Raw genomic sequence first — 25,149 nt, 5'->3', positions numbered from 1 at the left:
CATATCATTGCCAAATGGTATGTCTGCTTCCTACTATCCCCAGCTCAAGATTCCCGCCTGCTCCTCTTCGTCCGGACAGGCGTTTCACTCCCCCGGAAGCCGTCATGCCTTCAACATTCTCCCCCTCTTCACAGCGCCAGCGCCGCTATGCGCTGGCAGCAGTCTGTCTTTCCTCTCTGATGCTGGGCCTGGAAATTTCCAGTGTTCCGCCCATTCTCTCCACCATCGAGCAAGCCATGCACGCCAGCTTCCGGCAACTGCAATGGGTCATGGCCGCCTATACCATCGCCACGACCACCATCTTGATGGCCGTGGGCACCCTGGCCGACCGCTATGGCCGAAAACGGATATTTACCATCGGTATCGTTGCCTTCGGCGCGACCTCGCTGCTCTGCGGACTGACCAGCAGCGCCTCCGTCCTGATCGCCGCGCGTTTTCTGCAGGGCCTGAGCGGCGCAATGATGCTGATCTGCCAGATCGCCATTCTGTCCAACCAATTTCGAGACAGCAGCGAGCGCAGTTCGGCCTTCGCCTGCTGGGGCATTGTCTTTGGCGCAGGACTGGGCTTCGGCCCTATCGTCGGCGTGCTGATTCTGGCGCTAGCCAGCTGGGAGTGGGTGTTCCTGATCCATGCGGTGCTGGCAGTGTTGGCTCTGGCACTCAACCAGGCAGGCGTGCAGGAATCCCGCGACCCACAGGCGACCCGGCTGGACATTGCCGGTATTCTGACGCTATCGCTCACCGTATTCTGCCTGGTGCTGTATGTCACGCAAGGGCCGGTACTGGGTTTCAGCAGCCCGCAGGCGCTGGGCATCATCGGACTGTCCGCCCTGGGATTGACGGGTTTCATCATCGCTGAACAGCGCAGCCCACGCCCCATGTTGGACTTCCAGGTCTTTCACGTGCGCAGGTTTTCCGGCGCACTGCTGGGCTCCATGGGGCAGAATTTCAGCTTCTGGCCCTTCATCATCTACCTGCCCATCTATTTCCATATTGGCCTGGGCTATGACGCCATCCATACCGGCCTAGCCCTGCTGGCCTACACGCTGCCCACGCTTTTTGTTCCTCCGGTCGCGGAACGCCTGGCCGTGCGCTACCACCCCGGCTACATCATTCCGCTGGGGCTGGCCACCATTGGCCTGGGCTTTCTCATCATGCTGGGCAGCAATCACTCCCCACAAACAGGCTGGCTGATCCTGCCGGGCTGCATACTGGCCGGCATCGGGCTGGGCCTGGTCAATACCACGGCCACCAACACCATCACCGCCGCCTTGCCAGCTGAACGCGCCGGCATGGCTTCTGGCGCCGATACCAGCGCCCGGATGATTTCTCTGGCCTTCAATATTGCAGTAATGGGGTTTCTGCTGGTGGAAGGCATCATGGCTGCGCTGCGTCGCCCGACAGGCCTGGGCGCGGCCGCCACGGAACCCGCCACGCTACGCCTGATCGCCGAAAAAATCGCCGCCGGAGATCTTGGCATCAGCCAGCAGGCAGGCAGCCTGCCCGGCGTGAACCAACTGGCGGCCGCCAGTACTGACGCATCCTGGCACACGATATTCAATCAAGCCCTGATCGCAGGGTTCGACTGGGTCATGCTGTATGGCGCACTCAGTGCTTTTGCGCTGGGCCTGTGCAGCTTTCTGATCTTCGCGCCAGGTCGCGCAAGCCGCACATGCCCCCGCCCGATTGAACTCAGGAGGACGAACGCTCGCTGATGATGGGCCAGGCCCGCTTCATATAGAACAGCATTGACCACAAGGTCAGAATGGCGGCCACAATGATCAGCACGCCGCCAATCTGACGCGCCGGAAACCAGGCAATGGCGTTGTCCAGCAACAAGCAGGGAATCGCCACCATCTGCGCCGCAGTCTTGAATTTTCCGATGCGATGGACAGCCACGCTGGCCGCCGCACCGATTTGCGCCATCCATTCCCGCAAAGCGGAAATGGTCAGCTCACGGCCAATGATAATCAGCGATACGAAAACATCGACCCGTCCCAGATCCAGCAGCACCAGCAGCACGGCACTGACCATGAGCTTGTCTGCCACCGGATCGAGAAAAGCGCCAAACGCGGAAGTCTGCTTCCAGCGGCGCGCCAGCCAGCCGTCGAACCAGTCGGTCAGTGCAGCCAGCACGAACGCGGCCGCTGCAACAACGTCCCGCACCGGCACAGACAGCCAGGATTCAGGCAAATAAAACATGCCGACCACCAGCGGGATCATGACGATACGCAGCCAGGTCAACAAGATGGGAAGATTCAGCGGCATGGAAAATCAACGATGTTTACAACGGCGTATGCTAACCCAAGCAGGTTGCGGCGTCAGGCGCGCCGACCATACCGGCGCCCCTTCGAGCCATTCTAGCGCCTGTTGCGATGAAACGCCCAACCCGCCTTGCGCTTCAGGCATGCCGCAACGCTTAAGGCATCAATGCAACGCATCATAGATGCGCTGCGCCAAACCCTGCGAAATCCCCTCAACCGAGGCCAGATCATTCACACTGGCCCGAACAACCCCCGAAAATCCGCCAAACCGGGCCAACAAACGCTGGCGGCGGCGGGCACCCACGCCTTCAATCTCCTCCAGGCGCGACACCAGGCGCGTCTTGGAGCGGCGCGCGCGCATTCCTGTAATCGCAAAGCGGTGCGCCTCGTCACGGATCTGCGCCACCAGCATCAATGCCGCCGACTCCAGACCCAGCGCACGCGGCTCACGCCCATCCGCGAAGACCAGGGTTTCCAGGCCGACCTTGCGGCCTTCGCCTTTCGCAACACCGACCAGGGTACCGATATCCAGCCCCAATTCGCTGAAAACCTGACGTGCCATTTCCACCTGGCCGCGTCCACCATCAATCAACACCAGGCCCGGCATCGGCGCATCGCCATCCGCCACTTTGCCGAAACGCCGTGAAAGCACTTGCCGCATGGCCGCGTAGTCATCGCCCGGCGTGATACCGGCAATGTTGTAACGCCGGTACAGCGTAGGCTGCATTTCATGATGCGCATACACCACACAGGAAGCCTGCGTCGCTTCGCCTGCGGTATGGCTGATATCGAAACATTCAATGTGCAAGGCATCCAGCGCCTCAGGGTCGGTGTCCAGCTCCAGCGTTTCCGCCAGCGCCAGCGTCCGCGCCGTACGCGCCCCGCTTTCGCTCAAGGCGCGCGCCAGCGCCAGGCCTGCATTCTGCTGCGCCTGTTCCAGCCATGCACGCCGGATACCCTGAGGCCGCAGCACCATGCGCGACTTCCGGCCCGCCTGTGCCGACAGCAGCTCCAGCAAGCCAGGATCAGGCCAGGCGTGGGAGCAGACCAGCACTGGCGGCAAAGGATGGGCCAGATAATGCTGGGCGGCAAAAGCGGCCAGCACTTCGCCCAGCTGAACCTCCTGCTGCCCTGCCGTCTGCGCCGGAAACACGGCCCTGTCGCCCAAATGACGCCCGCCCCGCACCATGGCAAGGTTCACGCACGTCCGTCCTCCGGCACTGGCAACGGCAATGATGTCCGCATCCTCCGCATCTGCATCTTCCATGGTCTGTTGATGCAGAATACTGGCCAATGCTCCCATCTGGTCTCGCAGCACCGCTGCCGTTTCAAAGTCCAGCGCTTCCGACGCTGCAAACATGCGCTGCTCGATTTCCTTGAGCAAATCTTCCGCCTTGCCATCCAGAAAGGCGGCGGCACGCTGCACATCATGCTGATACGCTTCCAGCGACACCTGCTCCGTACAGGGGCCGGAACAACGGTGGATCTGATACAGCAGACAGGGCCGTGAACGGTTGGCGTAAACCGCATCCTCGCAGGTTCGCAGACGGAAGACCTTCTGGATGATCTGCATGGTTTCACGCACCGCACCACCGTTGGGGTACGGGCCGAAAAACCGCCCCGGCCCGCTAGTCGAGCCACGATAGTAGGCCAGCCTGGGCGCCGCATGCGCGCTCAGCTGAATGTAGGGATACGACTTATCGTCGCGAAAGATGATGTTGTAGCGCGGCTTGAGCTGCTTGATCAGGTTGTTTTCAAGAATCAGCGCTTCCGCCTCGGAACGCGTCACCGTGACTTCGATGCGCGCGACCTGGGCCACCATCAAGGCAATGCGGGGGCTGGCCAGCGTCTTCTGGAAATACGAGGACACCCGTTTCTTCAGGTCTTTGGCCTTGCCGACATACAGCACCTCGCCATTGGCGTCCAGGTGCCTATACACCCCCGGCAAGCCCGGCAATTGCGCCAGGAACGCCTTGATATCAAAGGGCTCGTCTGCCGCGCCGGCGCCTTCCGCCGCGTCCTGCCTGCTATCCATTGCGCGTCCGTCAGCTAGGCAGCGCCGTGCGCCGACGGAAACCCGGCCAACTCATCGACCTGCTGGCGCGAGTGACGATACAAAGGCTGCGCCTGCAGCGCCTGCCAATCCAGCGGCGCGCTGCGCGGCAGCAAGCGCTGAATACGCGCCGCAGCCGTCAAATCGACAGGACGCGCCAGCCGCGCCAGCAATTCATCGGCCAGATCGGGGCGGTTGCACACCAACACCATGTCACAACCCGCGTCCAGCGCCGCTTCCGCTCGCGCCAGAATATCCCCGGCAGCCGTTGCCGCCTCCATGGTGAGATCGTCGGAAAACACCACGCCGTCATAGCCCAGGCGCTCGCGCAGAATGTCCTGAATCCAGCGGCGCGAGAACCCGGCCGGCTGGCTGTCCACTTGTCGATACACGACATGCGCCGGCATGACGGAAGGCACAACGGCATCCCCCAGCCAGGCATACGGCGCGCCATCTTCAGCCAGGATGGCTTCGAGGCTGCGATCATCCACCGGCATCTCGTGATGCGAATCCCCTTCCACATAGCCATGGCCAGGGAAGTGCTTGCCGCAATTGGCCATCCCGGCCAACAGCAGACCATGATTCAGCGCGCGCGCCAGGCTGGCAACAATCGCCGGTTCCCGATGCAAGGCCCGTTTGCCGATGACTCGGCTGCCGCCATAATCCAGATCCAGTACGGGCGTGAAACTCAAATCCACGCCGCAGGCGCGCAATTCGGCGGCCAGCACATAGCCCGCTGCCGTCGCCAGACGCTGCCCCAGGAAGGGATCGCTATCCCAGGCTTCGCCCAAGGCACGCATGGCCGGAATATGGGTAAACCCATCGGTGCGAAAACGCTGTACCCGCCCACCCTCATGATCCACGGCAATCAGCACAGGGCCGGAACGCGCGGCGCGGATCTGCGCCGTCAAGGCCTCAAGCTGGGCACGATCCTGATAATTGCGCGCAAACAGGATCACGCCGCCAGTCAGCGGATGGGCGATGCGCGCCGCTTCGGCCGGCGTGAGCGCCAACCCTTCGACATCCACCATGACCGGGCCGGGTAGCAGCTCACTACGGGTTTCCACGCCAGACATTTTTGCTATACCTTTTTCTCTACGATGACAGTCGCAGCAGCCAGATCGGTTTCATCCGTCAAGGAGATATGGGCCGCGCCAAAACGCGCAACATACCATTCCAGCAGTTCTCCCGCCAAGACCACCACCGGCCGCCCCGATGCCTGATTGAGCGTCTGCATGCGATTCCACCACATCGGATGCCGCATCCCCAAGCCGACGGCCTTGGAAAATGCCTCTTTGGCGCAAAAGCGGGTTGCCAGATAGCGTACGCCACGCCTGGGGTCACGCTGCTTGCGGCGCTGATAGACCAGCCATTCGTCAGGACCGAGGATCTTCTGGGCGAAGCGCTCGCCGCGCCGGGCCAGCGTCTGCTCCAGGCGCGGGATGCGCAGCAAATCCGTGCCCATGCCGGCAATGGCGCCCGGCATCTGCTCGGCGCCGACCGCTTGTGAGGTAACGGGTGTATTCATACAGCTACTGTAGCGCAAAGCCCATGCCGGCGTCGCGTCCGGCAGCGACGCGAACCAATGCTAGAACAGGCCGCCAGGGTAATGCATGATCATGCTCATCAGGGCATCGGGATCCTGCGGCCGGGCGAACAGAAAGCCCTGCAGCTCATGGCACCCTTCGGCCACCAGCCAGTCCCGCTGCTCCTCGGTTTCCACCCCTTCGGCCACCACCCGCAAACCCAGGCTGCGCCCCATCCCTATGATGGCCCGCACGATCGCCGCATGATGCATATCGTTCGGCAGCTGGCTGACGAAACTGCCGTCAATTTTCAGGCGACTCACCGGGAACTGAACCAGGTGCGACAGACTGGAGTAACCCGTGCCGAAATCATCCAGTGCAATGGAAATCCCTTTGGCACTCAAGCGCTGCAAGGTTTGCCTGACGCTTTCAACCTCGCTGATCAGCATGGTCTCAGTGATTTCCAGTTCGATCTCTGCGGGGGCTACCCCATACATTTCCAGGATGTCACACAAGTTTTCATAGAAATCCACCTCCAGCACCTGCTCCACCGTGATATTGACGGAAATGCGCAAGCGCTTTCCCATCTGCTCACGGATCAGCTGGCTCTGGCGGCAAACCTCGCGCAGCACCCAATATCCCATAGCCGCGGACTTGCGGGAATCTTCCACCAGAGGCACGAACACACCTGGCGCGACCAGACCGAAATCCGGATGCTGCCAGCGAATCAGTGCTTCCGCACCCAGCACTTCGTAGTCCTTCGCATCGACCTGCACCTGGTACTGCAGAAAAAACTCATTGTTTCGAATGGCACGATCAATATCCTTGGTCAGGGTGGAAAGCCGGTAAATGTCATGCGCCGCCTTCGGGGTCAGATAACGCATCCCCTCACTTTCCTGGCGTGCCAGCGTTCGCGTGCTCAAGCCCAGCACCAAACTGCTTTCATCTTCCTTGCCGTGCGCCGTGACAGAAATGCTGGCACTGACCTTCAGCTGATGACTACCGCTCCAGAACGGCTCGGTCATCTGCGAAATCAATTCGTCCAGCAAACTCAGCAATTCCTGCTCTGCGGCCTGGGGCAGAATAATGAGAAACTCATCGCTCTCCAGCCGTGCAAGATAACCCTGGTGCTGCCCCGCTTGCCGCAAGCGCTGAGAAACTGCTAATAAAACCTGATCGCCTGCGCGATGTCCATAGCGATTATTTATCTGCTTGAATTCATCGAGATCTATAAGGATGTAATAAAGCAGTTGGCCTGGCGCATAATGCGCATTGATATATCGTTTTTGCTGCCAGAAGTATGACTCTGCCATCAGGCGATTGGGCAAACCCGTCAATAGGTCGAAACCTTTTTCATGCTGGGTAAAGTCCTGTTCCCGCACTTCTTCGGCAAACAGGTAATAGCCCTGGGTATCGCAATTATCTAGCAGATACAAACGAAACTGGCAATCCAGGCATTCCCTAGCCCCATGCCAGACTGCTCCTCGCGTTGCCGCCCAAGTGACCAATTCGCGCCACTTATCGAACTGCTCGTGCTGAGCCTGCAACAACACCGGACCCGGTGTGCGGTCCTTGAAGCCGTATTCACGAAAAATACTGACTACCGGTTGTCCATAGCCCTTATTTGGCAGAAAACTCAACAACGCTGCGGCAGCGCTATTGAACCAAACTATGCTGCCATCCAGATCGAGCCTGAATATGGCAATTGGAATATGACCAAGAATGGACAGGTAATTACTGCCCTCGGGCGGCAGCCAGTTATTCTCCGCAGCCTTGTAATTGTAATTAGCCGGCACGCCATTCGGATACACCCTTACCCCCCGTTCCGAGCCAAAACCCACATACCAGCGAGCACTATAAAACATTGTTATCAAGCCTGCCAATACTGGGAAAACTATTTACAGGCCCTTATGTTATTTAATCAATATTAGTAAACCCATAAGCTTAAGTTGAATAAATTCTTAATTTTGATAATAATTAAATCCTGCTATCACCAAAACAAACCGATATAAAATCTGACGACAACGACTTCACGCCCTATTTTCCTCGCGCCAGATGAAAAAAAGCCATGGCGCGCAAGCGACGCCATGGCTTTTTTGCTGCTTCAGCCCGGGATCAGGTGAGCGCGGCCCGCACAATCAGGGCCTTCATTTCACGAATGGCAGCCTCCCAGCCCACAAATACAGCCTGGGCCACAATGGCATGGCCGATATTCAACTCGGAAATTCCCGGCAAGGCTGCCACGGGCTGCACATTGCCGTAGTGCAGGCCATGCCCGGCATTGACGCGCAAACCACCCTGCTTGGCGATGCCCACGGCCAGACGCAGACGCTCCAGCGCCTGGGCCGCACGCTCACCCTCGGCTTCCGCATAATCGCCGGTATGCAACTCGATCACTGAGGCGCCGGCCTGCTGCGCAGCTTCGATCTGGCGCGCATCAGGGTCGATGAACAAGGAGACCCGGATACCGGCTTCCTGCAAACGCGTCACGGCATCACGCACCTGAGCGGCATGGCCCAGCACATCCAGCCCCCCTTCCGTCGTCAGCTCCTGGCGTCGTTCCGGCACCAGACAGACATCATCCGGGCGGATCTGGCAGGCTATCGCCAGCATTTCCTCGGTGATCGCACACTCGAGGTTCATGCGCGTCAAGAGCTTGGGCCGCAATGCCACCACATCCGCATCCTGGATATGGCGGCGGTCCTCGCGCAAATGCAGGGTGATCAGGTCGGCACCTGCGGCTTCCGCACGCAACGCCGCCTCGACCGGATCCGGATAGGAAGTCCCACGCTGCTGGCGCAAGGTCGCAACGTGATCAATATTGACGCCCAGTTCCATGGCTGCTGTCCTTGCCTAGATCGCTCAGTTGGCCGCTGCCGTGGCGGCGGCTGCGGCGGCATCGGCCTGCGGTTGCACCGCCGGCTCGTCGGCCTTCCAGCCACCACCCAGCGCCTTGTAGAGCGCCACCCGGTTATTCAGCGAGGCAGCCTCAGCCTGCACCACCGCCTGCTGGGCGGAGAAGTGCGAAATCTGGGCCGTCTGCACCTGCAGGTAGCTGTCCACGCCGGTTTCGTAGCGCAGGTTGGAGAGTTCCAGCGTCCGGCCGGCCGCCGTCTCCTGGGCACGCAGCGACTTCAGCTGATTGCCGTAGGTCGCTTCGCCAGCCAGCGCATCCGCCACTTCACGGAATGCCTGCTGAATCGTCTTTTCATAGTTGGCGACGGCCAAATCCTTGCGCACTTCCGCCAGATCCAGATTGGCTTGCAAGCGCCCGCCGGTGAAGATGGGCAGATTGATGACCGGAATGAAAGACCATGCGCCCGAACCACTGCCGAACAGATCGGACAGATGGGTGCTGGCCGTGCCGAATTGCCCGGTCAGGGAAATGCTGGGGAAGAAGGCTGCACGAGCCGCGCCGATGCTGGCATTGGCCGACAACAGCTGGTTCTCCGCACCAAGGATATCCGGGCGCTGCTCCAACAGCGTCGATGGCACGCCAACCGGCACATCGGCAATCAGCTGGCTGTTGCCAAAAGGAGCTGCTGCCGGCAGATCAGCCGGCAGCTCCTGGCCGATCAGCAAGGCCAGCGCATTCTTGGCCTGCATGGACGAGCGCTGCAGCTGGGCCAATTCCGCGTCAATGGCATCGCGCAGCCCCAGGGCCTGGTTCAGTTCCAGTTCCGTGGCCACACCGCCTTCAAAGCGGGCCAGCACCAGTTCATAGGAAGCCTGGCGCGCCTCGCGGGTCTTGCGGCCCAGATCCAGCAGCGTCTCGGCCGCGCGTTCGGCAAAGTAGGCATTCGCCACTTCCGTCACCAGGGCAATGCGCGCCGTCCGGGCTGCCTGCTCGGTGGAAAGGTATTGCTGCAACGCGGCTTCGGACAGATTGCGCACCCGGCCAAAGAAGTCCAGTTCATAGGACGTCATCGCCAGCCCGGCCTGGTAGGCCGTGCTGAGCGCCGGGCTGTCGGGGCCGCCGGCGCGCAGCTGCTCAGCCGTCCGGCTGCGCTGCACCTGCCCGTTGGCACCGATGGTCGGCAACTGGTCGGCGCGCTGGATGCGATATTGCGCCCGCGCCTCTTCGACACGCAACAGCGCCATGCGCAGATCGCGGTTGTTGTCCAGCGAAATGCCGATCAAGGTCTTGAGCTGGGGATCAAGAAAGAACTCCTGCCAGCTGATGTCCGCAGCCGAGCGCGCCGCATCGGCGCCTGCCTGGTTCGCCTTCCAGGTCGCACCGGTCGGCGTTTCCGGACGCTCGTAGGTAGGAGCCAGCGAGCACGCGCCCAGCGCAAGAGTCAGCGCCAACGGCAGCATGCGCACCGAGAAACGCCCCTTGTCATGCCTTACATGCCGGGCATGCTGTGAATCTTGCTTGATAGTCATGCTTTATTCCCTTCTTCCTTGTCTATCTGTGCTTCTGCCTCAGCCGCTACCGCCTGCGCGCCCAGCAGGCGCGGACGGGTCTTGAAAATCGACATGACGACAACGAAGAACACAGGCACGAATACTACAGCGAATGGCGTGGCAGCAAGCATGCCGCCCAACACGCCGGTACCCACCGCGCGCTGGCTGGCCGCGCTGGCGCCGGTGGCCAGAGCCAGCGGTACCACGCCCAGGATGAACGCCAGGGACGTCATCAGGATCGGGCGGAAGCGCAAGCGTGCCGCTTCCATCGTCGAATCGAGCAACGTCGCTCCCCGTGCATAGGCATCCTTGGCAAACTCCACGATCAGAATGGCGTTCTTCGCCGACAGACCGATCACGGTAATCACCCCGACGTGGAAGTACACGTCATTGGCCATACCCATGGCTCCCACCAGCACGACCGAGCCCAGCACCCCCAGTGGTACGACCAGCATGACCGACAGCGGAATGGCCCAGCTTTCATACAGCGCAGCCAGCACCATGAACACCACCAACAGCGCCAGCCCCATCAGAATGAACGTCTGGTTGCCAGCTTCCCGCTCCTGGTAGGACAGACCGTTCCAGGCGTAGGTGAAGCCCTTGGGCAACTGGGTCATCAGGTTTTCCATTTCCTTCATGGCATCGCCTGACGAATAGCCCGGTGCCGCGCTCCCTTCAATACGCACCGCAGGGAAGCTGTTGTAGCGTACCAACTGAACCGGCCCCTTCGACCATTCATAACTGATGAAGGTGGACAGCGGCACCATCTCACCACTCTTGTTGCGCGCATTGAGCTTGAGGATCTCATCGAGCTCCATACGGTAGGCCGTATCCGCCTGCACCCAGACGTTCTGCATGCGGCCGCTATCCGGGAACTTGCCCAGATACGCCGAACCCAGGCTGGTGGAGATCAGACCGGCCAGCTCGGAGAAATCGACGCCCTGCGCAGCCGCCTTGACACGATCCACCGTCAGCGTCAGCTGAGCCCCCGGCCCCAGACCCGTAATACGTACCTGCGACAGCACATCGCTGGCGGATGCCAGGCCCAACATCTGAGCAGCAGCGGCATTCAGCGCGGGAATCCCCTGGCTGGACACATCCATCAGACGGAAGTCGAAGCCGCTGGCGTTACCCAGCGAAGGAATGGCGGGCAGGTTGACCGTCACCACCAGTGCATCCGGAATCCCCATCAGCAGCTTGCCCATACTAGCGCCAGCAATGGCTTCCGCACTGGAGTCAGGCGCCGTGCGATCTTTGAAGTCCTTCAGCACCACGAAGGCAATAGCCGCGTTGTAGCCGCTGCCGTTGAAGCTGAAGCCACGCACCGTCACCATGTTTTCCACATACGGATTGGCCTGGAAGTAATCCTCCACTTCCTTGATGACCTCATTCGTACGGTTCGTCGAGGCACCGGCCGGCAACTCGATATTGGTAATAACAAAGCCCTGATCTTCCTGCGGCAGGAAGGATGTCGGCAAACGCATGAACAACCAGCCCATCACCACGACCAGGATCAGGAACAAGACCATCATGCGGCCCTTCCAGGTCAGCAGCTTGCCCACGCCACGCTCATAGCGATGCGTCAGGCTATCGAAATGACGGTTGAACCAGCCGAAGAAACCCTTCTTCTCGGTCTGATGCTCGCCTTTCTTGATCGGCTTGAGCAGCGTGACGCACAACGCCGGCGTGAAGGACAGCGCCATAAACGCCGAGAACAGGATGGACACGGCCATGGCCACGGCGAACTGGCGATAAATCACCCCGACCGAACCACTCATGAAGCCCAACGGCAAGAACACCGTGGTCAGAACCAGCGTGATACCCACGATAGCGCCGGTAATCTGCGGCATCGCCTTCTTGGTGGCCTCTTTGGGTGATAAGCCCTCCTCGGCCATGATGCGTTCGACGTTCTCCACCACCACGATGGCATCGTCCACCAGAATCCCGATCGCGAGCACCATGGCGAACATGGTAAGCACGTTGATCGAATACCCCAGCAGCAGCATCACGGAGAAAGTACCGAGCAGAGCGACCGGCACCACCAGCGCTGGAATCAGCGTGTAGCGGACGTTCTGGAGGAACAGATACATCACCAGGAACACCAGCAGCAGTGCCTCGAACAGCGTCTCGATCACTTTCTGGATAGAGGCCTGCACATAGGGTGCGGTGTTATAGGGGATTTCATACTTCACGCCATCGGGGAAGAACGGCGCCATCTCCTCGAGCACCTTGCGCACCCCCTGGGCCGTTTCCAGCGCATTACCGTCCGGCGTCAGCTGGATGGCGAATGCGGCAGAAGGCTTGCCGTTCAGGCGCGATGCGAACTGATAGCTGTCCTGGCCCAGTTCGATGCGCGCGACGTCACGCAGACGCACCGTGGTGCCGTCCGGATTGGCGCGCAACAGAATGTTGCCGAACTCTTCCGGCGTCTTGAGCTGGCCGCTCACCATGACGATGGAAGTCGTCGCCTGGTCGCTGGCCACCGGCGGCGCGCCCAGCGAGCCCGAGGGCACCACCACGTTCTGCTGGCGAATGGCCTGATTCAGTTCATTGACGCTGATGTTCAGGCCGGTCAGCTTGACCGGATCCAGCCAGACGCGCATGGCGCGCTGGGCCGCAAACAGCTGGAACTTGCCGACACCGGGCACCCGCGACACCGAGTTCTTCAGGTTGCGGGTAATGTAGTCAGCCAGGTCCACCGCGTCCAATCGACCATCTTCGGAGTACAGCGCAGCGATCAGCAGGAAGCTGGCGCTACTCTGCTCGAAGCGCAGGCCCTGCTCCATCACAGCCGTGGGCAACGAAGCCGACACGTTGGACACGCGGTTCTGCACGTCCACCTGCGCCATGTCGGGATCGGTTCCCGGCTGGAACGTCACCGTGGTTTGCGACTGGCCGAACGAATCCGCGACGGACTCGAAGTACAGCAGGTTCTTCGCTCCCGGCAGCTCATCTTCGATGATACTGGTCACCTGCTCGGAAACGTCCTGCGCAGACGCGCCCGGATACGTGGCCGTGATCGTCACAGACGGCGCGGCCACTTCCGGATACTGGGCGATGGGCAGGTTCGGGATCGCAAGCAAGCCCGTCAGCGTAATGAACAACGCAACCACCCAGGCAAAGATGGGGCGTTCTATGAAAAATTGAGGCATGGAATCTATCTCGCGATACGGTACTGGGAATCACCTGGGGCCCAATGGGCCAGCCAGGTGTGCTCGACCTCGCTATGAATCATTTGGCCTCCGCAGGCGCGGATGCTGCAGCGGGTGCTGCATCTCCGGCTTGCTGCTTCCAGGGATGGGCGATGACCTTGGCGCCCGGGCCGATCTTCTGGAAGCCCTCGACCACCACGACATCGCCGCTCTTGACGCCTTCCTGGATCACCCATTGGCCTTGGTAGGGAATGCCCACCTTGACCGGCGCCACGGCGATGGTGTCACCGTCGCGCAGCAGGAACACGCTGGCAGAACCGTCCACTGCCCGCTGCAGCGCTTGCTGCGGGATCAGCACGGCATTCTCGTCGTAGCCCTGTTCCAGCTTGACCCGCACGAACATGCCCGGCAACAGCTCGGCTTCCGGATTCGGCACTTCGGCGCGCAGCTTGACCTGGCCGGTGCTGGGATCGACGGTCACGCCGGTAAACAGCAGGCGGCCCTTGTGATCATAAGGCTGGCCATCCAGCATGATCGTCACAGGCGCTTCATCAACGCGCTGCACCGTACCGTTATTGAATACCTTGCGCAGCTGAGCCAACTCCGCCGTGCTCTGATTGAAGTCCACATAGATCGGGTTCAATTGCTGAACCGTGGCCATATGCGTTGCCGTACTGCCTTCCACCAGCGCACCTTCGGTCACCAGGGGCTCGCCAATGCGCCCGCTGATGGGCGATGTGACCTTGCTGTAGCCCAGGTTGATCGCCGCCGACTCCAGGGCGGCCTTGGCAGCCGCCACGGCCGCTTCGGCCTCGCGTGCGCCAGACAGCGCATTGTCATATTCCTGGCGGCTGACTGCGTTGACCTTGACCAGCGGCTCGTAGCGCTGCGCCAGCGCGCGCGCGCTCAACAGCGCGGCTTCGGCCTGCTTGAGCTGGGCACCGGCCTGGTTATAGACAGCCTGCAATTGCGCGCGGTCGATCGTGAACAGCAGTTCGCCAGCCTTGACGTCACGGCCCTGTTCAAAATTGACTTTCTCCACGATACCGGTCACGCGGGCCCGCACCTGCGCATCCCTGACCGCATCGACACGTCCCGGCAATTCGGAAATGATGGGCACGCGCTGCTGTATCGCAGACACGACCTTGACTTCCGGCTGCATTTGCGGCGGCCCTTGCGGCTTATCGCCGCACGCCGCCAGCAACAACAACATGGCACCCGTTACCACGATGCGTGGCGCAGTGAAAGAGATAGGCTTGGCTCGCATAGAAACCCTGTATTGAATCTGCTTGGCGTCAGTCACTGGCCTGCCCCTCCCGAGGCGACATCCGGCCATGACTATGGCAACACGACCGCACGATAGCGCGGCCATGGGTGAGATAGCTGAAAGAATGACTTAAACCAGGTAACCACCCCGGTAGCTCGCTGAGTGTAATGCGAAAACAACGCAATTTGCAGCACCTGCAACAAGGTGAAGTACCTGGAAAATAAGGTCGCAGGCGCAATCAGCAAGCTGTCCGGCATCACGATTTCCCACAGAAAATTCACGGCATCTAATATTACCTCGAAGCGGTGTCTTTCCAATGTTTTCAGGCGAATTGCGAAAGTTCGCGGCAAACGCCGGCCTCGCCCCGTTTCCACCGCGCCGGATACCCTTTGCCTGGCACCTCGCCACCAGTTCAGAGCGAACCCCCATGGCGCTCCCTCTGCCGTCAATCGCAGAACATGTCACGCAGATCCCGCAAGAAGCTCAGACTTGACGGACGTTTCCTGCATTCTGTCGCGTTGACAAAAAACCGTCCGGGCGGTATCTTCCCCTGCCATGTCGATCGCCCATCAGCGCAAGAAACAGCCTGAATCAGTACGCCGGCAGTTGCTGGATGAAGCCGCGCGAATTGCCCTGGAGCACGGCCTGGCCGGGCTGACCCTGCAAGCCGTCGCCCGGGAAGCGGGAGTCAGCAAAGGGGGGTTATTGCATCATTTCCCCAGCAAGCATGCCTTACTGGAAGCCATGTGCGATGAGTTTCTGCGGCGCCTGGACGGGCAGATCGCGGCACTCATGCAGCAGGATCCGGTAGTGCAGGGGCGTTTTGCCCGCGCCTACCTGGATGCCATGACCAGCGCGCCGGCCAGCGGCCCGTCGCAGCGCTGGGCAGTATTCTCCGTCATGCTGCAATCCGAGCCTGCGCTGCGTCTGCGCTGGCATGAGTGGGTCAGCCGACGGCTGCAGGACGATTACGGCGGCAAGGTTTCCGTCGCCGCCTGGATAGTCTGGTTCGCGACCGATGGCCTCTGGCTGTCGGATCATCTGGGCAATCCCCGACCGGACAGCGCTGAACGCCTGTCCATCATCGCCCGCCTGAGGGCGGAAACCTACCAGCAGGATGGCAGTTTCATCCTGCAACAATCCCGCTGCGAAGCATCGCTTCGCAGTGCTGCAGCCGGCGAAACGCCTGCCAGCCCCGATATGTCGCCCGGCATCCAGCCTGGCCCTGCCATTATCGGATGCTGAGCCCCCGGTACGCAGCAAATTCCGGCTAGCGCCCGCTGCTTCCGGCCCGTGACCCGGCCCGGCGGCCGGCATTGTTTTTTTCACCCAGGCCTATACGCGCCAGATACTCTGTGACCGACTCATGATCCAGACGCCTTATTACCTGATAGACGAATCCCGCCTGCTGCAAAACATGGAAAGGATCGCCTACTTGCGGCAGCGTTCCGGCGCCAAGGCGCTGCTGGCCCTGAAATGTTTTGCCACCTGGTCCGTCTTTGGCCTGATGCGCGAGCATATGGACGGCACGACCTCCTCCTCATTGCTGGAAGTCCGCCTGGGCCGCGAAAAGTTCGGCGGTGAAACCCATGCCTACAGCGTCGCATACAGCGACGGCGAGATTGCCGAAGTCGTCTCCCATGCCGACAAAATCATCTTCAATACCATAGGCCAGCTGCAGCGCTTCCGCCAGGCAGCCGACAGCATTCCCCGCGGGCTGCGGCTCAATCCGCAGGTCAGCAATTCACCCTATCTGCTGGCCGACCCTTCCCGCCCCCACAGCCGCCTGGGAGAGCATGACCCGGCGCGTGTCGAGGCCATCATGGGCGATATCAATGGCTTCATGATCCACAACAACTGCGAAAACCGCAGCTTCGACAGTTTCGACCAGATGCTGTCGCGCATCGAGGATCGCTTCGGACGCCTGATCGCCAGGGTGGACTGGATCAGCCTGGGGGGAGGCGTGCATTTCACCGCCGACGACTACCCGCTGGACGCCTTGGCCGATCGCCTGAAGGCCTTTGCCGAAAAATATGGCGTGCAGATTTACCTGGAACCAGGCGAAGCGGCCATCAGCGGTAGCGCAACGCTGGAGGTCTCGGTACTGGATACCTTGAACAATGGCAAGGAGATTGCCATTGTCGATAGCTCCATCGAAGCCCACATGCTGGATCTGCTGGTCTATTCGCTGCCCGCGCGTATCGAGCCCGATACCGGCGAGCATCGCTATATGGTGTGCGGAAAATCCTGCCTGGCAGGCGATATTTTCGGCGAATTCAACTTCGCCCGGCCACTGCAAGCCGGCGACCGCCTCTCCATCCAGGACGCCGCGGGCTACACCATGGTGAAAAAGAATTGGTTCAACGGACTGAACATGCCCGCCATCGTGGTGCGGCGCCTGTCCGGCGAAACAGAAGTCGTCAAAACCTTCGGTTACGACGATTATGCCGCGAGCCTTTCCTGACAGCCGTCGCTGGCAAGGCTCTCCCGATTGTTCCCCTTTTCTCAACGAGGGTTTGATCGAGAAATGAAAAAAAATGTCCTGATTATTGGCGCCGGTGGTGTCGGGCAAGTCGTGGCCCACAAATGCGCCCAGAACAATGATGTGCTGGGCGACATACACATCGCCTCGCGATCCATTGAAAAATGCCGTGCGATTGCCAGCGATGTGCAAGCACGCGGCAGCCTGAAAACTGCCGGCCGGCTTGAAATCCATGAACTGGACGCAATGGATAGCGCCGCCACCCGCGACCTGATAAACAGGACGAATGCGCAGATCGTCATCAATGTTGGCTCGGCATTCGTCAACATGCCGGTGCTGGAAGCCTGCTTGGAAACCGGCGCGGCCTATCTGGATACCGCCATTCACGAAGATCCTGCCCAGGTCTGCGAACAACCTCCGTGGTACGCCAACCATGAATGGAAACGCCGCGACGCCTGCGATGCCAAAGGCATCACCGCCATCCTGGGCATAGGCTTCGATCCCGGTGTCGTTAACGCCTATGCGGCGCTGGCCGTCGAAGAATACTTCGACAGCATCGACTCGATCGACATCATCGACATCAATGCCGGCTCGCATGGCCGCTATTTTGCGACCAACTTCAATCCGGAAATCAACTTCCGCGAATTCACTGGCACCGTCTGGACCTGGCAGGACAGCGCCTGGAAAGCCAACCGCATGTTCGAGGTCAAACGTGAAGATGACCTGCCTGTCGTCGGACGCCAGACCAGCTATCTGACCGGCCATGACGAACTGCACTCGCTATCGCAACACCTGAATGTGCCAACCATCCGTTTCTGGATGGGTTTCAGCGAGCATTACATCAACGTTTTCAACGTACTGAACAATATCGGCCTGCTGTCCGAAAAACCTGTCACGACAGACAGCGGCCATTCCGTCGTGCCGCTGCAAGTGGTCAAGGCCGTACTGCCCGACCCTGCCTCGCTGGCACCGGACTATACCGGTAAGACCTGCATCGGTAATCTGGTCAAGGGCCGCTGGCAAGGCCAGGAACGCGAAGTCTTCATTTACAACATCTGCGACCACAAAGCCGCCTATGAAGAAGTCGGCAGCCAGGGGATTTCCTATACCGCAGGCGTACCGGCTGCCGCAGCGGCCGTGCTGATCGCTACCGGCCAATGGGACGTCAAACGTATGGTCAACGTCGAACAGTTACCGGCGCGCCCGCTGCTCGCCCTGCTGGAAACGATGGGCCTGCCTACCCGTATCCGGGATGAGCGTGGCGAACGCTCTGTCTTTGACGAAGAACCGGAACTGGCAGAAATCACACGCGCGTAAATTCGCTCGCTGCGTGCCGGGCCGTCTGCCACTAACGCCTCCCAGCCGGGAGGCGTTTTTTCATGTCATCTCTGCCGCGCCGTTCAGGCAGCCATGAACGGCACCACCCGAATGCGGTGCGACACCAGCATTTGCTGCAATCCTTGCAGGCGCTCCATCCCCTCGCCGCCCGTCACGGTATAGCGATGTGTTTTCCCCGCCGCCGTGACACTGAACCCGGCGCCCCCGCCACGCCAGCGCCGCCCCTCTCCGTAGCGGATTTCCACCTTGCTCACATCGCTCAAGGAATAAAAGACCCGCAGGAGATTGCCTACATACAATTTGCCGTCCCTGACCGACATCAATGGCCGGCCCCGCCAGCCTGCCCGTTGCCACAGCACGTGGCGCATCAGCAACCCCAGCAGCAGGACCCCAAAGGCCAGGGCAGCCAGGGCCAGCGGCCCGACATGCCGCAGCACGGAATGCGCCGTCGCCACTTCCACCAAGCTGGCCGGCGTCAACTGCCCCGACTCCAGGCGCGCGCGGAACGCCCGATCCGTCAACGGCGGCAAGGATGTATCCTGCAGCCATTGCCGGGTGTCCTCGTCGGCAATCCGGTACAAAGGGGCCTGTAGGGCCGCCGACCCTCGGTCTCCGACCAGGAAGTAATCATGCTGGCCATGACGCCAGACCTCCCCCAAGGCCTGCCTCACCGTACCCAGCGGCTGCCATGGGCCCGGCGCCCCCTCTTCCACGCGCATCAGCCGCGTCCAGCGCTCCCGTACGACCCTTCCCCCCTGCCTGCCACGCCGAATCCACTCGGTACCGGAATACAACAGCCAGGTCTGCGTGCCATCGGTCGCCAGTCGCGGCGCCAGTTGCTGCCAGTTGCCACCAAGCCCCCCTACGGGCGCCAGCAACGCCACGGCGGCGCGCACCGGGTCGGCGTAATAGATCCCCTCCCGGCCAGCCAGCAGCATGTGGTTCAAGGATGCGCCCGAGGCCGCCAGCGGCTGATACGGCCCCAATGCCGGATCAAACGCCAGCGCCCCGGTATAAGCGCCGTGCCCGATGGGGTCGATCAGGGTTTCCGGCGCGCCAGCACCTTCGACACGCACCACATACAAGGACGGATTCGCCGCCAGCGCCAGCTTCTCACCCTGGTAATACACATGCCGTGCGTCTGCGAAATAATCGCTGGGCCCATGATCGCGACCCGCTCTGCGCAAGGGCAGCTGCCGGATACTGGCCGGGTCGGCATCTGGCAGCCGCCGGCCCGCGTGATAAACGGAATGGCCATCCGTCACCAGATACTGGCCGTCCAGCGCCCGGTAGTCCCCATCCCCTTCCGGCAATCTCACCCAGGGATAATGATGAGATTGGCGACGTTCGCCCAAGCCCCAGGCATGGCGCTGCGCTTGCCAGAACCCGGCCCACCCCTGCTGCGCGGGATTTGCCACTGTCCGGGGACCACAGAAATAGGCATGACGGCCATCGCCAAGATAGCCTTGCCCGAGGTACTGCGTACGCGCAGGATCCAGGCCTGGCAGGCTTTGGCTACCGCAATAGACCTGTCGCTGGTCACGGCCGAGATGGCGGGTGCCCGGCTGATCGGACTCAATCGGCGCGAAACTGGCCGGATCCGCCCCCCGCAACGCAACCAGGCCAGCGCCCAGAACCCGCGCATGCACGACACCAGCCACCCGATAGAAGTCACTGAAGCCGTAACGCTGGCTGTCATCGGCCACCGGCCGATCGGTATCCCGGAAAAGGATCAGGCCCATATCTGCCACGACCAGCAAGACCAATAGCACAGCACTCCATGCCCCGATACGCTGTTTGCGCGTCATGCAACGACCACTCCCTCTTCGATCCGCATGACGCGCATTGTAATCAGCGTGCCGCCCGGCGGCATGGCGCCACTGCAGCGTCCGCCGCCCACCCTGGCACAGGGCTCAGGATTGCCGGAAAAAGGCAAAAATCAGCAAGCTGAGCACGGCAATCAAGCCGGCCGCGACCAGCAGGACGAGGCTATGGGAAGCACTGAACGCCAACCGGCCGGCCTCGGCAATCGCCTGCGCGGTGTCCCCCGTCATGCTCCGGGCCGCCAGCATCGCCTCGCCAATGGAACTGGATGCAAGATCGGCCACCTCTAGCGGCAGGCCTTCCGGCAGGCGGATGGAACGTTGATAGCTGGATGCCATCACCAGGCCAAAACCGGCGATGCCCAATCCGGTGCCCAGGTCATAGCTCGTGGCCTCCAATGCCCCGGCCGACCCGGCCTTCTCTTCCGGCGTGCTGCTCATGATGGCCACGGAAGCCGCTGTCAGACCGATGCCCAGCGCCAGGCCAAAGCCCACCATCAGCACGATGACGCCTGCGCCAGCATGCGAAAAATCACTGAATGCCAGCCCGGCAATGCTTAATGCCGCGAGCGCCAGCGAACCCGCCGTCACCATACGCAGCCCGCACACCTTGAGCACCCTTCCCGTCAATGGCCCGCCTATCGCGGACGCAATCATAAGCGGCAACATGAACAGCCCGGCTTCCAGCGGGCTGCGCCCCGTCACGAACTGCAACTCCTGGGCCAGCAGCAACTCCACGCCTGACAATGACCCCATGACAACGAGTGCCATCAAGACCCCCATGCGGATCGCCGGCTGCGCAAACAGCGTCATGTCCAGCATGGCGTACCTGGCCTTCAGCTGAATGCGGACAAACCAGGCCAGCAGGCCGCCACCCAGGCCGATCATGCCAAGGCTCTGCCAGGCAGCACCACCGCCTTTCAGCCCTGACTTGATGGCATACACAGTAGCCAGCAACCCCAGCATCAGGAGCAGCGCCTGTGCCGGCTGCCAGGCGCCGCGCGCGAGCACGGCCTGGCGTGGCCCCAGCCACATGACCAGGGGCACGGCGACCAACAGGATCGGCACATTCACCAGAAACACCGACCCCCACCAGAAATGCTCCAGCAGCACACCACCGGCAAGCGGCCCCAAGGCGGCGCCCGCCGAGGCAACCGCGCCCCAGATGCCCAGCGCCGTGGCACGTTCGCTATCGTCCTTGAACGTCTGGCGAATGATCGCCAGCGTGCAAGGCATGGCCATCGCCGCCCCGACTGCCATCAATGCCCTGGCGCTGATCAGCGCCAGGGCTGTCGGCGACACGGCAGCCAGCGCCGAGCCCAAGCCAAAGACAGACATGCCCAGGGACAGCAGGCGGCGATGCCCGACGCGATCCGCCAGCGTTCCCATGGGAATCAATAGACTGGCCATCAATAGCGGATAGACATCTATGATCCACAGCACTTCGGTGCCAGTGGCCTGCAGCGCCAGCGTCAAGGACGGGATCGCGACATGCAGGATGGTCATGTCCACCACGATGGGAATAAATGCCAGCATGACAACCAGCAAGACGATCCATCTGTTTTGCTGCTGGAAATGCATCAAGAACCTCATTGGATTGAATCTCAAGACCGCCCGCCGCGCGACGCCGCCTTGCGAGAGAGGACTGCCGCCTTGCCTCCTTGCCTCATGGCGGGCCACGGCGGGCAAGACACCGGTGGCTTTATACCTGAATCACCCTATCCTTTCTTGATTCTGTAAGGGCTCGCCGCAGTTTCTTCGTAGATCCGGCCTACCACGGCAACACGCCTTCCCCCATTTGCAGGATGGCATCGCATAAGAGCACCGCCAACCGCTGCGGTATGCATCCGTAAAAAAACCTTCCCGCTCCGGGCATTGGCCCGGAAGCTGGGAAGGTCCTGGCACGGCGTCCGGCGCCGGCGGGAAAACAGCCGCTTAGCCGAAACGGCCCGTAATGTAGTCTTCCGTTTCCTTGCGCGAAGGCTTCACGAACATCTGCCCGGTCTCGCCAAACTCCATCAGCTCGCCCAGGTACATATAGGCGGTGTAATCGGAGCAGCGCGCAGCCTGCTGCATGTTGTGAGTCACGATCACCACCGTGTACTCTTTCTTGAGCTCCGCGATCAGTTCTTCGATCTTGGCCGTGGAGATCGGATCCAGCGCCGAGCAGGGCTCATCCAGCAGCAGCACTTCCGGCTTGATCGCCACACCACGGGCAATGCACAGACGCTGTTGCTGGCCGCCCGACAGGCTATGGCCGCTCTGATGCAGCTTATCCTTCACTTCGTTCCACAAGGCTGCCTTGCTCAGCGCCCATTCAACGCGTTCGTCCATTTCGCCACGGCTGAGCTTTTCAAAGAGACGCACGCCAAAAGCGATATTGTCGTAAATGCTCATGGGGAACGGCGTCGGTTTCTGAAACACCATCCCGACCTTCGCGCGCAGCAGCGAAATATCCATCTTGGTGGTCAGGAGGTTTTCGCCGTCGAGCATGATCTCCCCTTCGGCACGCTGACCGGGGTACAGCTCATACATGCGATTGAAGGTACGCAGCAGGGTCGATTTACCGCAACCCGACGGGCCGATGAACGCCGTCACGCGATGCTCAGGAATCGTCATATTGACGTTGCGGATGGCGTGGAACTTGCCGTAATAGAAGTTCAGGTCGTTGACCTGCAGTTTGGCAGGTTCGCTCGGGATCTGGATGTGCGGTGCACTCGTCTTGACGGCGGTAGCGGTATTTTCCATGATGAATCCTGGACAGCAGAGTATTCGGGTCGTATGCGCGGGTGAGCGACGTTTATTGCTTGCGGAACAGACTGCGCGCAAGGATATTGATGGCCAGCACGAAGAGCGTGATCAACGCGGCACCGGCCCAGGCCAGCGTGTTCCAGTCCTTGAACGGGCTGGCCGCATATTGGAAGATCACCACCGGCAGGTTGGCCATGGGCGCGTTCATATTGAACGACATGAACTGGTTGGACAGTGCGGTGAACAGCAGCGGTGCGGTTTCGCCGGCGATACGGGCCACGGCGAGCAAGACACCGGTGATCATGCCGGAACGGGCCGCACGGTAACAGACCATCAGAATCATGCGCCACTTGGGGCAGCCGAGTGCGAAGCAGGCCTCACGCAAGCTGTTGGGCACCAGCAGCAGCATGTTGTCGGTCGTACGCACCACCACCGGAATAACCAGGATGGACAGCGCGACAGCGCCCGCCCAGCCGGAGTAGTGGCCTACCTGATAGACATACACCGAGTAGATGAACAGACCGATGACGATGGAAGGCGCAGACAGCAGCACATCGTTCAGAAAGCGCGTGGCCGGGGCCAGCCAGCCGCGCTGACCATACTCGGCCAGATAGGTACCGGCCAGAATGCCGATCGGGGTGCCGATCAGCGTCCCGACACCCGCCATGGCGAAGCTACCGAGAATGGCGTTGGCCAGGCCACCGGTTTGCCCCGGCGGCGGGGTGATTTCGGTAAACAGCGACAGCGAAATCGCGCCGCCCCCCTTGATCAGCAGGGTCAGGATGATCCAGAACAGCCAGAACAGGCCGAAGATCAGCGTTACCATCGACAGACCCAGCATGATCTTGTTGGTCATGCGGCGGCGCTGATAGATGCCGTTCTGCATATTGATGACCGACTTGTTGCCGGAGGAAATGGAATTCGTGGACATGATGGCTCTCTCTTGCCTAATATTCCCGGTGGCGTTCAGCTCTTCGTGCCTTCGGAGCGCGACAGGCGCAGCAACAGCACCTTGGAGCAGGCTAGCACGACCGTCGTGATCAGGAACAGGATCAGGCCCAACTCAATCAACGCGGATTTCTGCATGCCGCCGGCTTCGTTGAATTCATTGGCCAGCGCGGAAGCAATCGAATTGCCCGGTGCGAAAATGGAGTCCGGGATACGGAAAGCATTACCGATGACAAAGGTCACCGCCATGGTTTCCCCCAGCGCCCGCCCGAGCCCCAGCATGACGCCGCCGATGACGCCGGAACGCGTGAACGGCAGCACCACTTTCCACATCACTTCCCAGGTACTGCTGCCCAGGCCATAGGCCGATTCCTTGAGCATGGGCGGCACCAGTTCGAAGACATCGCGCATCACCGAGGCGATGAACGGGATGATCATGATGGACAGGATCAGGCCGGCGGTGAAGATACCGATACCGAAGGGCGGGCCGGAGAAGAAGCCGCCAATGACGGGAATGCTGCCCAGCACCGAAATCATCGTCGGCTGCACATACTGCTGGAACACCGGCACGAAAACAAACAGGCCCCACATCCCGTAGATAATGGACGGGATGGCGGCCAGCATTTCAATGGCGGTGCCCAGCGGGCGGCGCAGCCAGGCGGGCGACAGTTCCGTCAGGAACATGGCGATACCGAAAGACACCGGCACGGCGATGATCAGGGCAATGAAAGAGGTCAGCAGTGTGCCGACGATGGGCACCAGCGCGCCATAGGACTCCTGCACCGGATCCCATTCATTGGTCCAGAGGAAGGACAGGCCATATTCGGAAAGCGTTTCGCGGCTGCCGTAAATCAGCGACACCATGATCGCTGCGAGCAGAATAAAAACCAGGAAAGCGAATATTCGGGTGAGGTTCTTGAACAACGCATCCATCAGTGCGTTGCGGTTGGGGGTTTCGGGGACCGGGACACCTGTCGCAGCCTCTGGCTGACGTACAGCCTGTTCGCTGTTTTCCATTACCGCACTCATGGGTGCATCTTCCTAATATTCAACAGAACCATTGCAAAAAAAAGCCGGGGTATGTTTTGACGCAGCCCCCGGCTCAGCGAGGGCGGAAGCCAGCGCTTCCGCCCTGCCC

General features: G+C 60.9%; 18 protein-coding genes. 4 read left to right on the top strand and 14 right to left on the bottom strand.

The features are described from left to right. Positions 1-104: 104 nt before the first annotated feature. Positions 105-1,715, top strand: coding sequence for an MFS transporter (locus ACNA1V_RS00330; protein ID WP_415831574.1), 1,611 nt, complete (start codon positions 105-107; stop codon positions 1,713-1,715). On the opposite strand, the gene pgsA is transcribed toward ACNA1V_RS00330, so the two are convergent. The 9 genes from pgsA to ACNA1V_RS00285 all read right to left on the bottom strand — a co-directional run bounded on the left by pgsA (position 1,693) and on the right by ACNA1V_RS00285 (position 14,669). Continuing rightward, complete coding sequence (pgsA, locus tag ACNA1V_RS00325; protein WP_415831573.1) at positions 1,693-2,268, bottom strand: CDP-diacylglycerol--glycerol-3-phosphate 3-phosphatidyltransferase; 576 nt, start codon at positions 2,266-2,268, stop codon at positions 1,693-1,695. The genes ACNA1V_RS00330 and pgsA overlap by 23 nt on opposite strands. 159 nt (positions 2,269-2,427) lie before the next feature. Then, entirely contained in the window at positions 2,428-4,299 is a 1,872-nt protein-coding gene (gene uvrC, locus ACNA1V_RS00320) for an excinuclease ABC subunit UvrC (protein ID WP_415831572.1), read from the bottom strand. 14 nt (positions 4,300-4,313) lie between these two features. Next, on the bottom strand, positions 4,314-5,393 hold the full coding sequence (gene nagZ / locus ACNA1V_RS00315) for a beta-N-acetylhexosaminidase (protein WP_415831571.1): 1,080 nt from the start codon (positions 5,391-5,393) through the stop codon (positions 4,314-4,316). Between the two features lie 5 nt (positions 5,394-5,398). Beyond that, the gene (gene acpS / locus ACNA1V_RS00310) at positions 5,399-5,845 is read right to left on the bottom strand and encodes a holo-ACP synthase (protein ID WP_415831570.1); all 447 of its coding nucleotides are present in this window, start codon (positions 5,843-5,845) and stop codon (positions 5,399-5,401) included. A gap of 60 nt (positions 5,846-5,905) precedes the next feature. After that, positions 5,906-7,708: a putative bifunctional diguanylate cyclase/phosphodiesterase gene (locus ACNA1V_RS00305; RefSeq protein ID WP_415831569.1), complete on the bottom strand. Its 1,803-nt coding sequence runs from the start codon at positions 7,706-7,708 to the stop codon at positions 5,906-5,908. Positions 7,709-7,958: 250 nt separating this feature from the next. Continuing rightward, positions 7,959-8,681 (bottom strand): pyridoxine 5'-phosphate synthase, encoded by a 723-nt coding sequence (pdxJ, locus tag ACNA1V_RS00300; protein ID WP_415831568.1) that lies wholly within the window; start codon positions 8,679-8,681, stop codon positions 7,959-7,961. Between the two features lie 24 nt (positions 8,682-8,705). Next, positions 8,706-10,160, bottom strand: a complete 1,455-nt coding sequence (locus tag ACNA1V_RS00295) for an efflux transporter outer membrane subunit (protein WP_415831761.1) — start codon at positions 10,158-10,160, stop codon at positions 8,706-8,708. 65 nt (positions 10,161-10,225) lie between these two features. Continuing rightward, complete coding sequence (locus ACNA1V_RS00290; protein ID WP_415831567.1) at positions 10,226-13,402, bottom strand: multidrug efflux RND transporter permease subunit; 3,177 nt, start codon at positions 13,400-13,402, stop codon at positions 10,226-10,228. Between the two features lie 79 nt (positions 13,403-13,481). Continuing rightward, complete coding sequence (locus ACNA1V_RS00285) at positions 13,482-14,669, bottom strand: efflux RND transporter periplasmic adaptor subunit (RefSeq protein WP_415831566.1); 1,188 nt, start codon at positions 14,667-14,669, stop codon at positions 13,482-13,484. 555 nt (positions 14,670-15,224) lie between these two features. Between ACNA1V_RS00285 and ACNA1V_RS00280 the strand changes: the two genes are divergently transcribed. The 3 genes from ACNA1V_RS00280 to ACNA1V_RS00270 all read left to right on the top strand — a co-directional run bounded on the left by ACNA1V_RS00280 (position 15,225) and on the right by ACNA1V_RS00270 (position 18,468). Further along, on the top strand, positions 15,225-15,914 hold the full coding sequence (locus tag ACNA1V_RS00280) for a TetR/AcrR family transcriptional regulator (protein ID WP_415831565.1): 690 nt from the start codon (positions 15,225-15,227) through the stop codon (positions 15,912-15,914). Positions 15,915-16,035: 121 nt separating this feature from the next. After that, on the top strand, positions 16,036-17,133 hold the full coding sequence (locus ACNA1V_RS00275) for a carboxynorspermidine decarboxylase (protein WP_415831564.1): 1,098 nt from the start codon (positions 16,036-16,038) through the stop codon (positions 17,131-17,133). A 63-nt stretch (positions 17,134-17,196) separates the two neighbouring features. After that, positions 17,197-18,468, top strand: coding sequence for a saccharopine dehydrogenase family protein (locus tag ACNA1V_RS00270; protein ID WP_415831563.1), 1,272 nt, complete (start codon positions 17,197-17,199; stop codon positions 18,466-18,468). Between the two features lie 83 nt (positions 18,469-18,551). On the opposite strand, the gene ACNA1V_RS00265 is transcribed toward ACNA1V_RS00270, so the two are convergent. The 5 genes from ACNA1V_RS00265 to pstC all read right to left on the bottom strand — a co-directional run bounded on the left by ACNA1V_RS00265 (position 18,552) and on the right by pstC (position 25,040). Continuing rightward, positions 18,552-20,297: a DKNYY domain-containing protein gene (locus tag ACNA1V_RS00265; RefSeq protein WP_415831562.1), complete on the bottom strand. Its 1,746-nt coding sequence runs from the start codon at positions 20,295-20,297 to the stop codon at positions 18,552-18,554. 105 nt (positions 20,298-20,402) lie between these two features. Further along, positions 20,403-21,893 carry an MFS transporter gene (locus ACNA1V_RS00260; RefSeq protein ID WP_415831561.1) on the bottom strand — a complete coding sequence of 497 codons (1,491 nt, stop codon included), beginning with the start codon at positions 21,891-21,893 and terminating at the stop codon, positions 20,403-20,405. Between the two features lie 354 nt (positions 21,894-22,247). Further along, positions 22,248-23,060, bottom strand: a complete 813-nt coding sequence (gene pstB, locus ACNA1V_RS00255) for a phosphate ABC transporter ATP-binding protein PstB (protein ID WP_415831560.1) — start codon at positions 23,058-23,060, stop codon at positions 22,248-22,250. Between the two features lie 52 nt (positions 23,061-23,112). Beyond that, positions 23,113-23,994: a phosphate ABC transporter permease PstA gene (pstA, locus tag ACNA1V_RS00250; protein ID WP_415831559.1), complete on the bottom strand. Its 882-nt coding sequence runs from the start codon at positions 23,992-23,994 to the stop codon at positions 23,113-23,115. Between the two features lie 35 nt (positions 23,995-24,029). Then, complete coding sequence (pstC, locus tag ACNA1V_RS00245; RefSeq protein ID WP_415831558.1) at positions 24,030-25,040, bottom strand: phosphate ABC transporter permease subunit PstC; 1,011 nt, start codon at positions 25,038-25,040, stop codon at positions 24,030-24,032. Positions 25,041-25,149 lie beyond the last annotated feature (109 nt).

The organism is Kerstersia similis (assembly GCF_965139615.1).
Classification (GTDB): Bacteria; Pseudomonadota; Gammaproteobacteria; order Burkholderiales; family Burkholderiaceae_B; genus Kerstersia; species Kerstersia similis.
This window is presented reverse-complemented; position numbering and strand designations above follow the sequence as displayed.

Coding starts and splice junctions, on each gene's coding strand:
- ACNA1V_RS00290 (WP_415831567.1), bottom strand. CDS start 13,402: ATGCCTCAATTTTTCATAGAACGCCCCATCTTTGCCTGGGTGGTTGCG.
- pstA (WP_415831559.1), bottom strand. CDS start 23,994: ATGTCCACGAATTCCATTTCCTCCGGCAACAAGTCGGTCATCAATATG.
- nagZ (WP_415831571.1), bottom strand. CDS start 5,393: ATGTCTGGCGTGGAAACCCGTAGTGAGCTGCTACCCGGCCCGGTCATG.
- ACNA1V_RS00270 (WP_415831563.1), top strand. CDS start 17,197: ATGAAAAAAAATGTCCTGATTATTGGCGCCGGTGGTGTCGGGCAAGTC.
- pgsA (WP_415831573.1), bottom strand. CDS start 2,268: ATGCCGCTGAATCTTCCCATCTTGTTGACCTGGCTGCGTATCGTCATG.
- ACNA1V_RS00265 (WP_415831562.1), bottom strand. CDS start 20,297: ATGACGCGCAAACAGCGTATCGGGGCATGGAGTGCTGTGCTATTGGTC.
- uvrC (WP_415831572.1), bottom strand. CDS start 4,299: ATGGATAGCAGGCAGGACGCGGCGGAAGGCGCCGGCGCGGCAGACGAG.
- pdxJ (WP_415831568.1), bottom strand. CDS start 8,681: ATGGAACTGGGCGTCAATATTGATCACGTTGCGACCTTGCGCCAGCAG.
- ACNA1V_RS00260 (WP_415831561.1), bottom strand. CDS start 21,893: ATGCATTTCCAGCAGCAAAACAGATGGATCGTCTTGCTGGTTGTCATG.
- pstB (WP_415831560.1), bottom strand. CDS start 23,060: ATGGAAAATACCGCTACCGCCGTCAAGACGAGTGCACCGCACATCCAG.
- ACNA1V_RS00285 (WP_415831566.1), bottom strand. CDS start 14,669: ATGCGAGCCAAGCCTATCTCTTTCACTGCGCCACGCATCGTGGTAACG.
- acpS (WP_415831570.1), bottom strand. CDS start 5,845: ATGAATACACCCGTTACCTCACAAGCGGTCGGCGCCGAGCAGATGCCG.
- pstC (WP_415831558.1), bottom strand. CDS start 25,040: ATGAGTGCGGTAATGGAAAACAGCGAACAGGCTGTACGTCAGCCAGAG.
- ACNA1V_RS00330 (WP_415831574.1), top strand. CDS start 105: ATGCCTTCAACATTCTCCCCCTCTTCACAGCGCCAGCGCCGCTATGCG.
- ACNA1V_RS00280 (WP_415831565.1), top strand. CDS start 15,225: ATGTCGATCGCCCATCAGCGCAAGAAACAGCCTGAATCAGTACGCCGG.
- ACNA1V_RS00305 (WP_415831569.1), bottom strand. CDS start 7,708: ATGTTTTATAGTGCTCGCTGGTATGTGGGTTTTGGCTCGGAACGGGGG.
- ACNA1V_RS00275 (WP_415831564.1), top strand. CDS start 16,036: ATGATCCAGACGCCTTATTACCTGATAGACGAATCCCGCCTGCTGCAA.
- ACNA1V_RS00295 (WP_415831761.1), bottom strand. CDS start 10,160: ATGCTGCCGTTGGCGCTGACTCTTGCGCTGGGCGCGTGCTCGCTGGCT.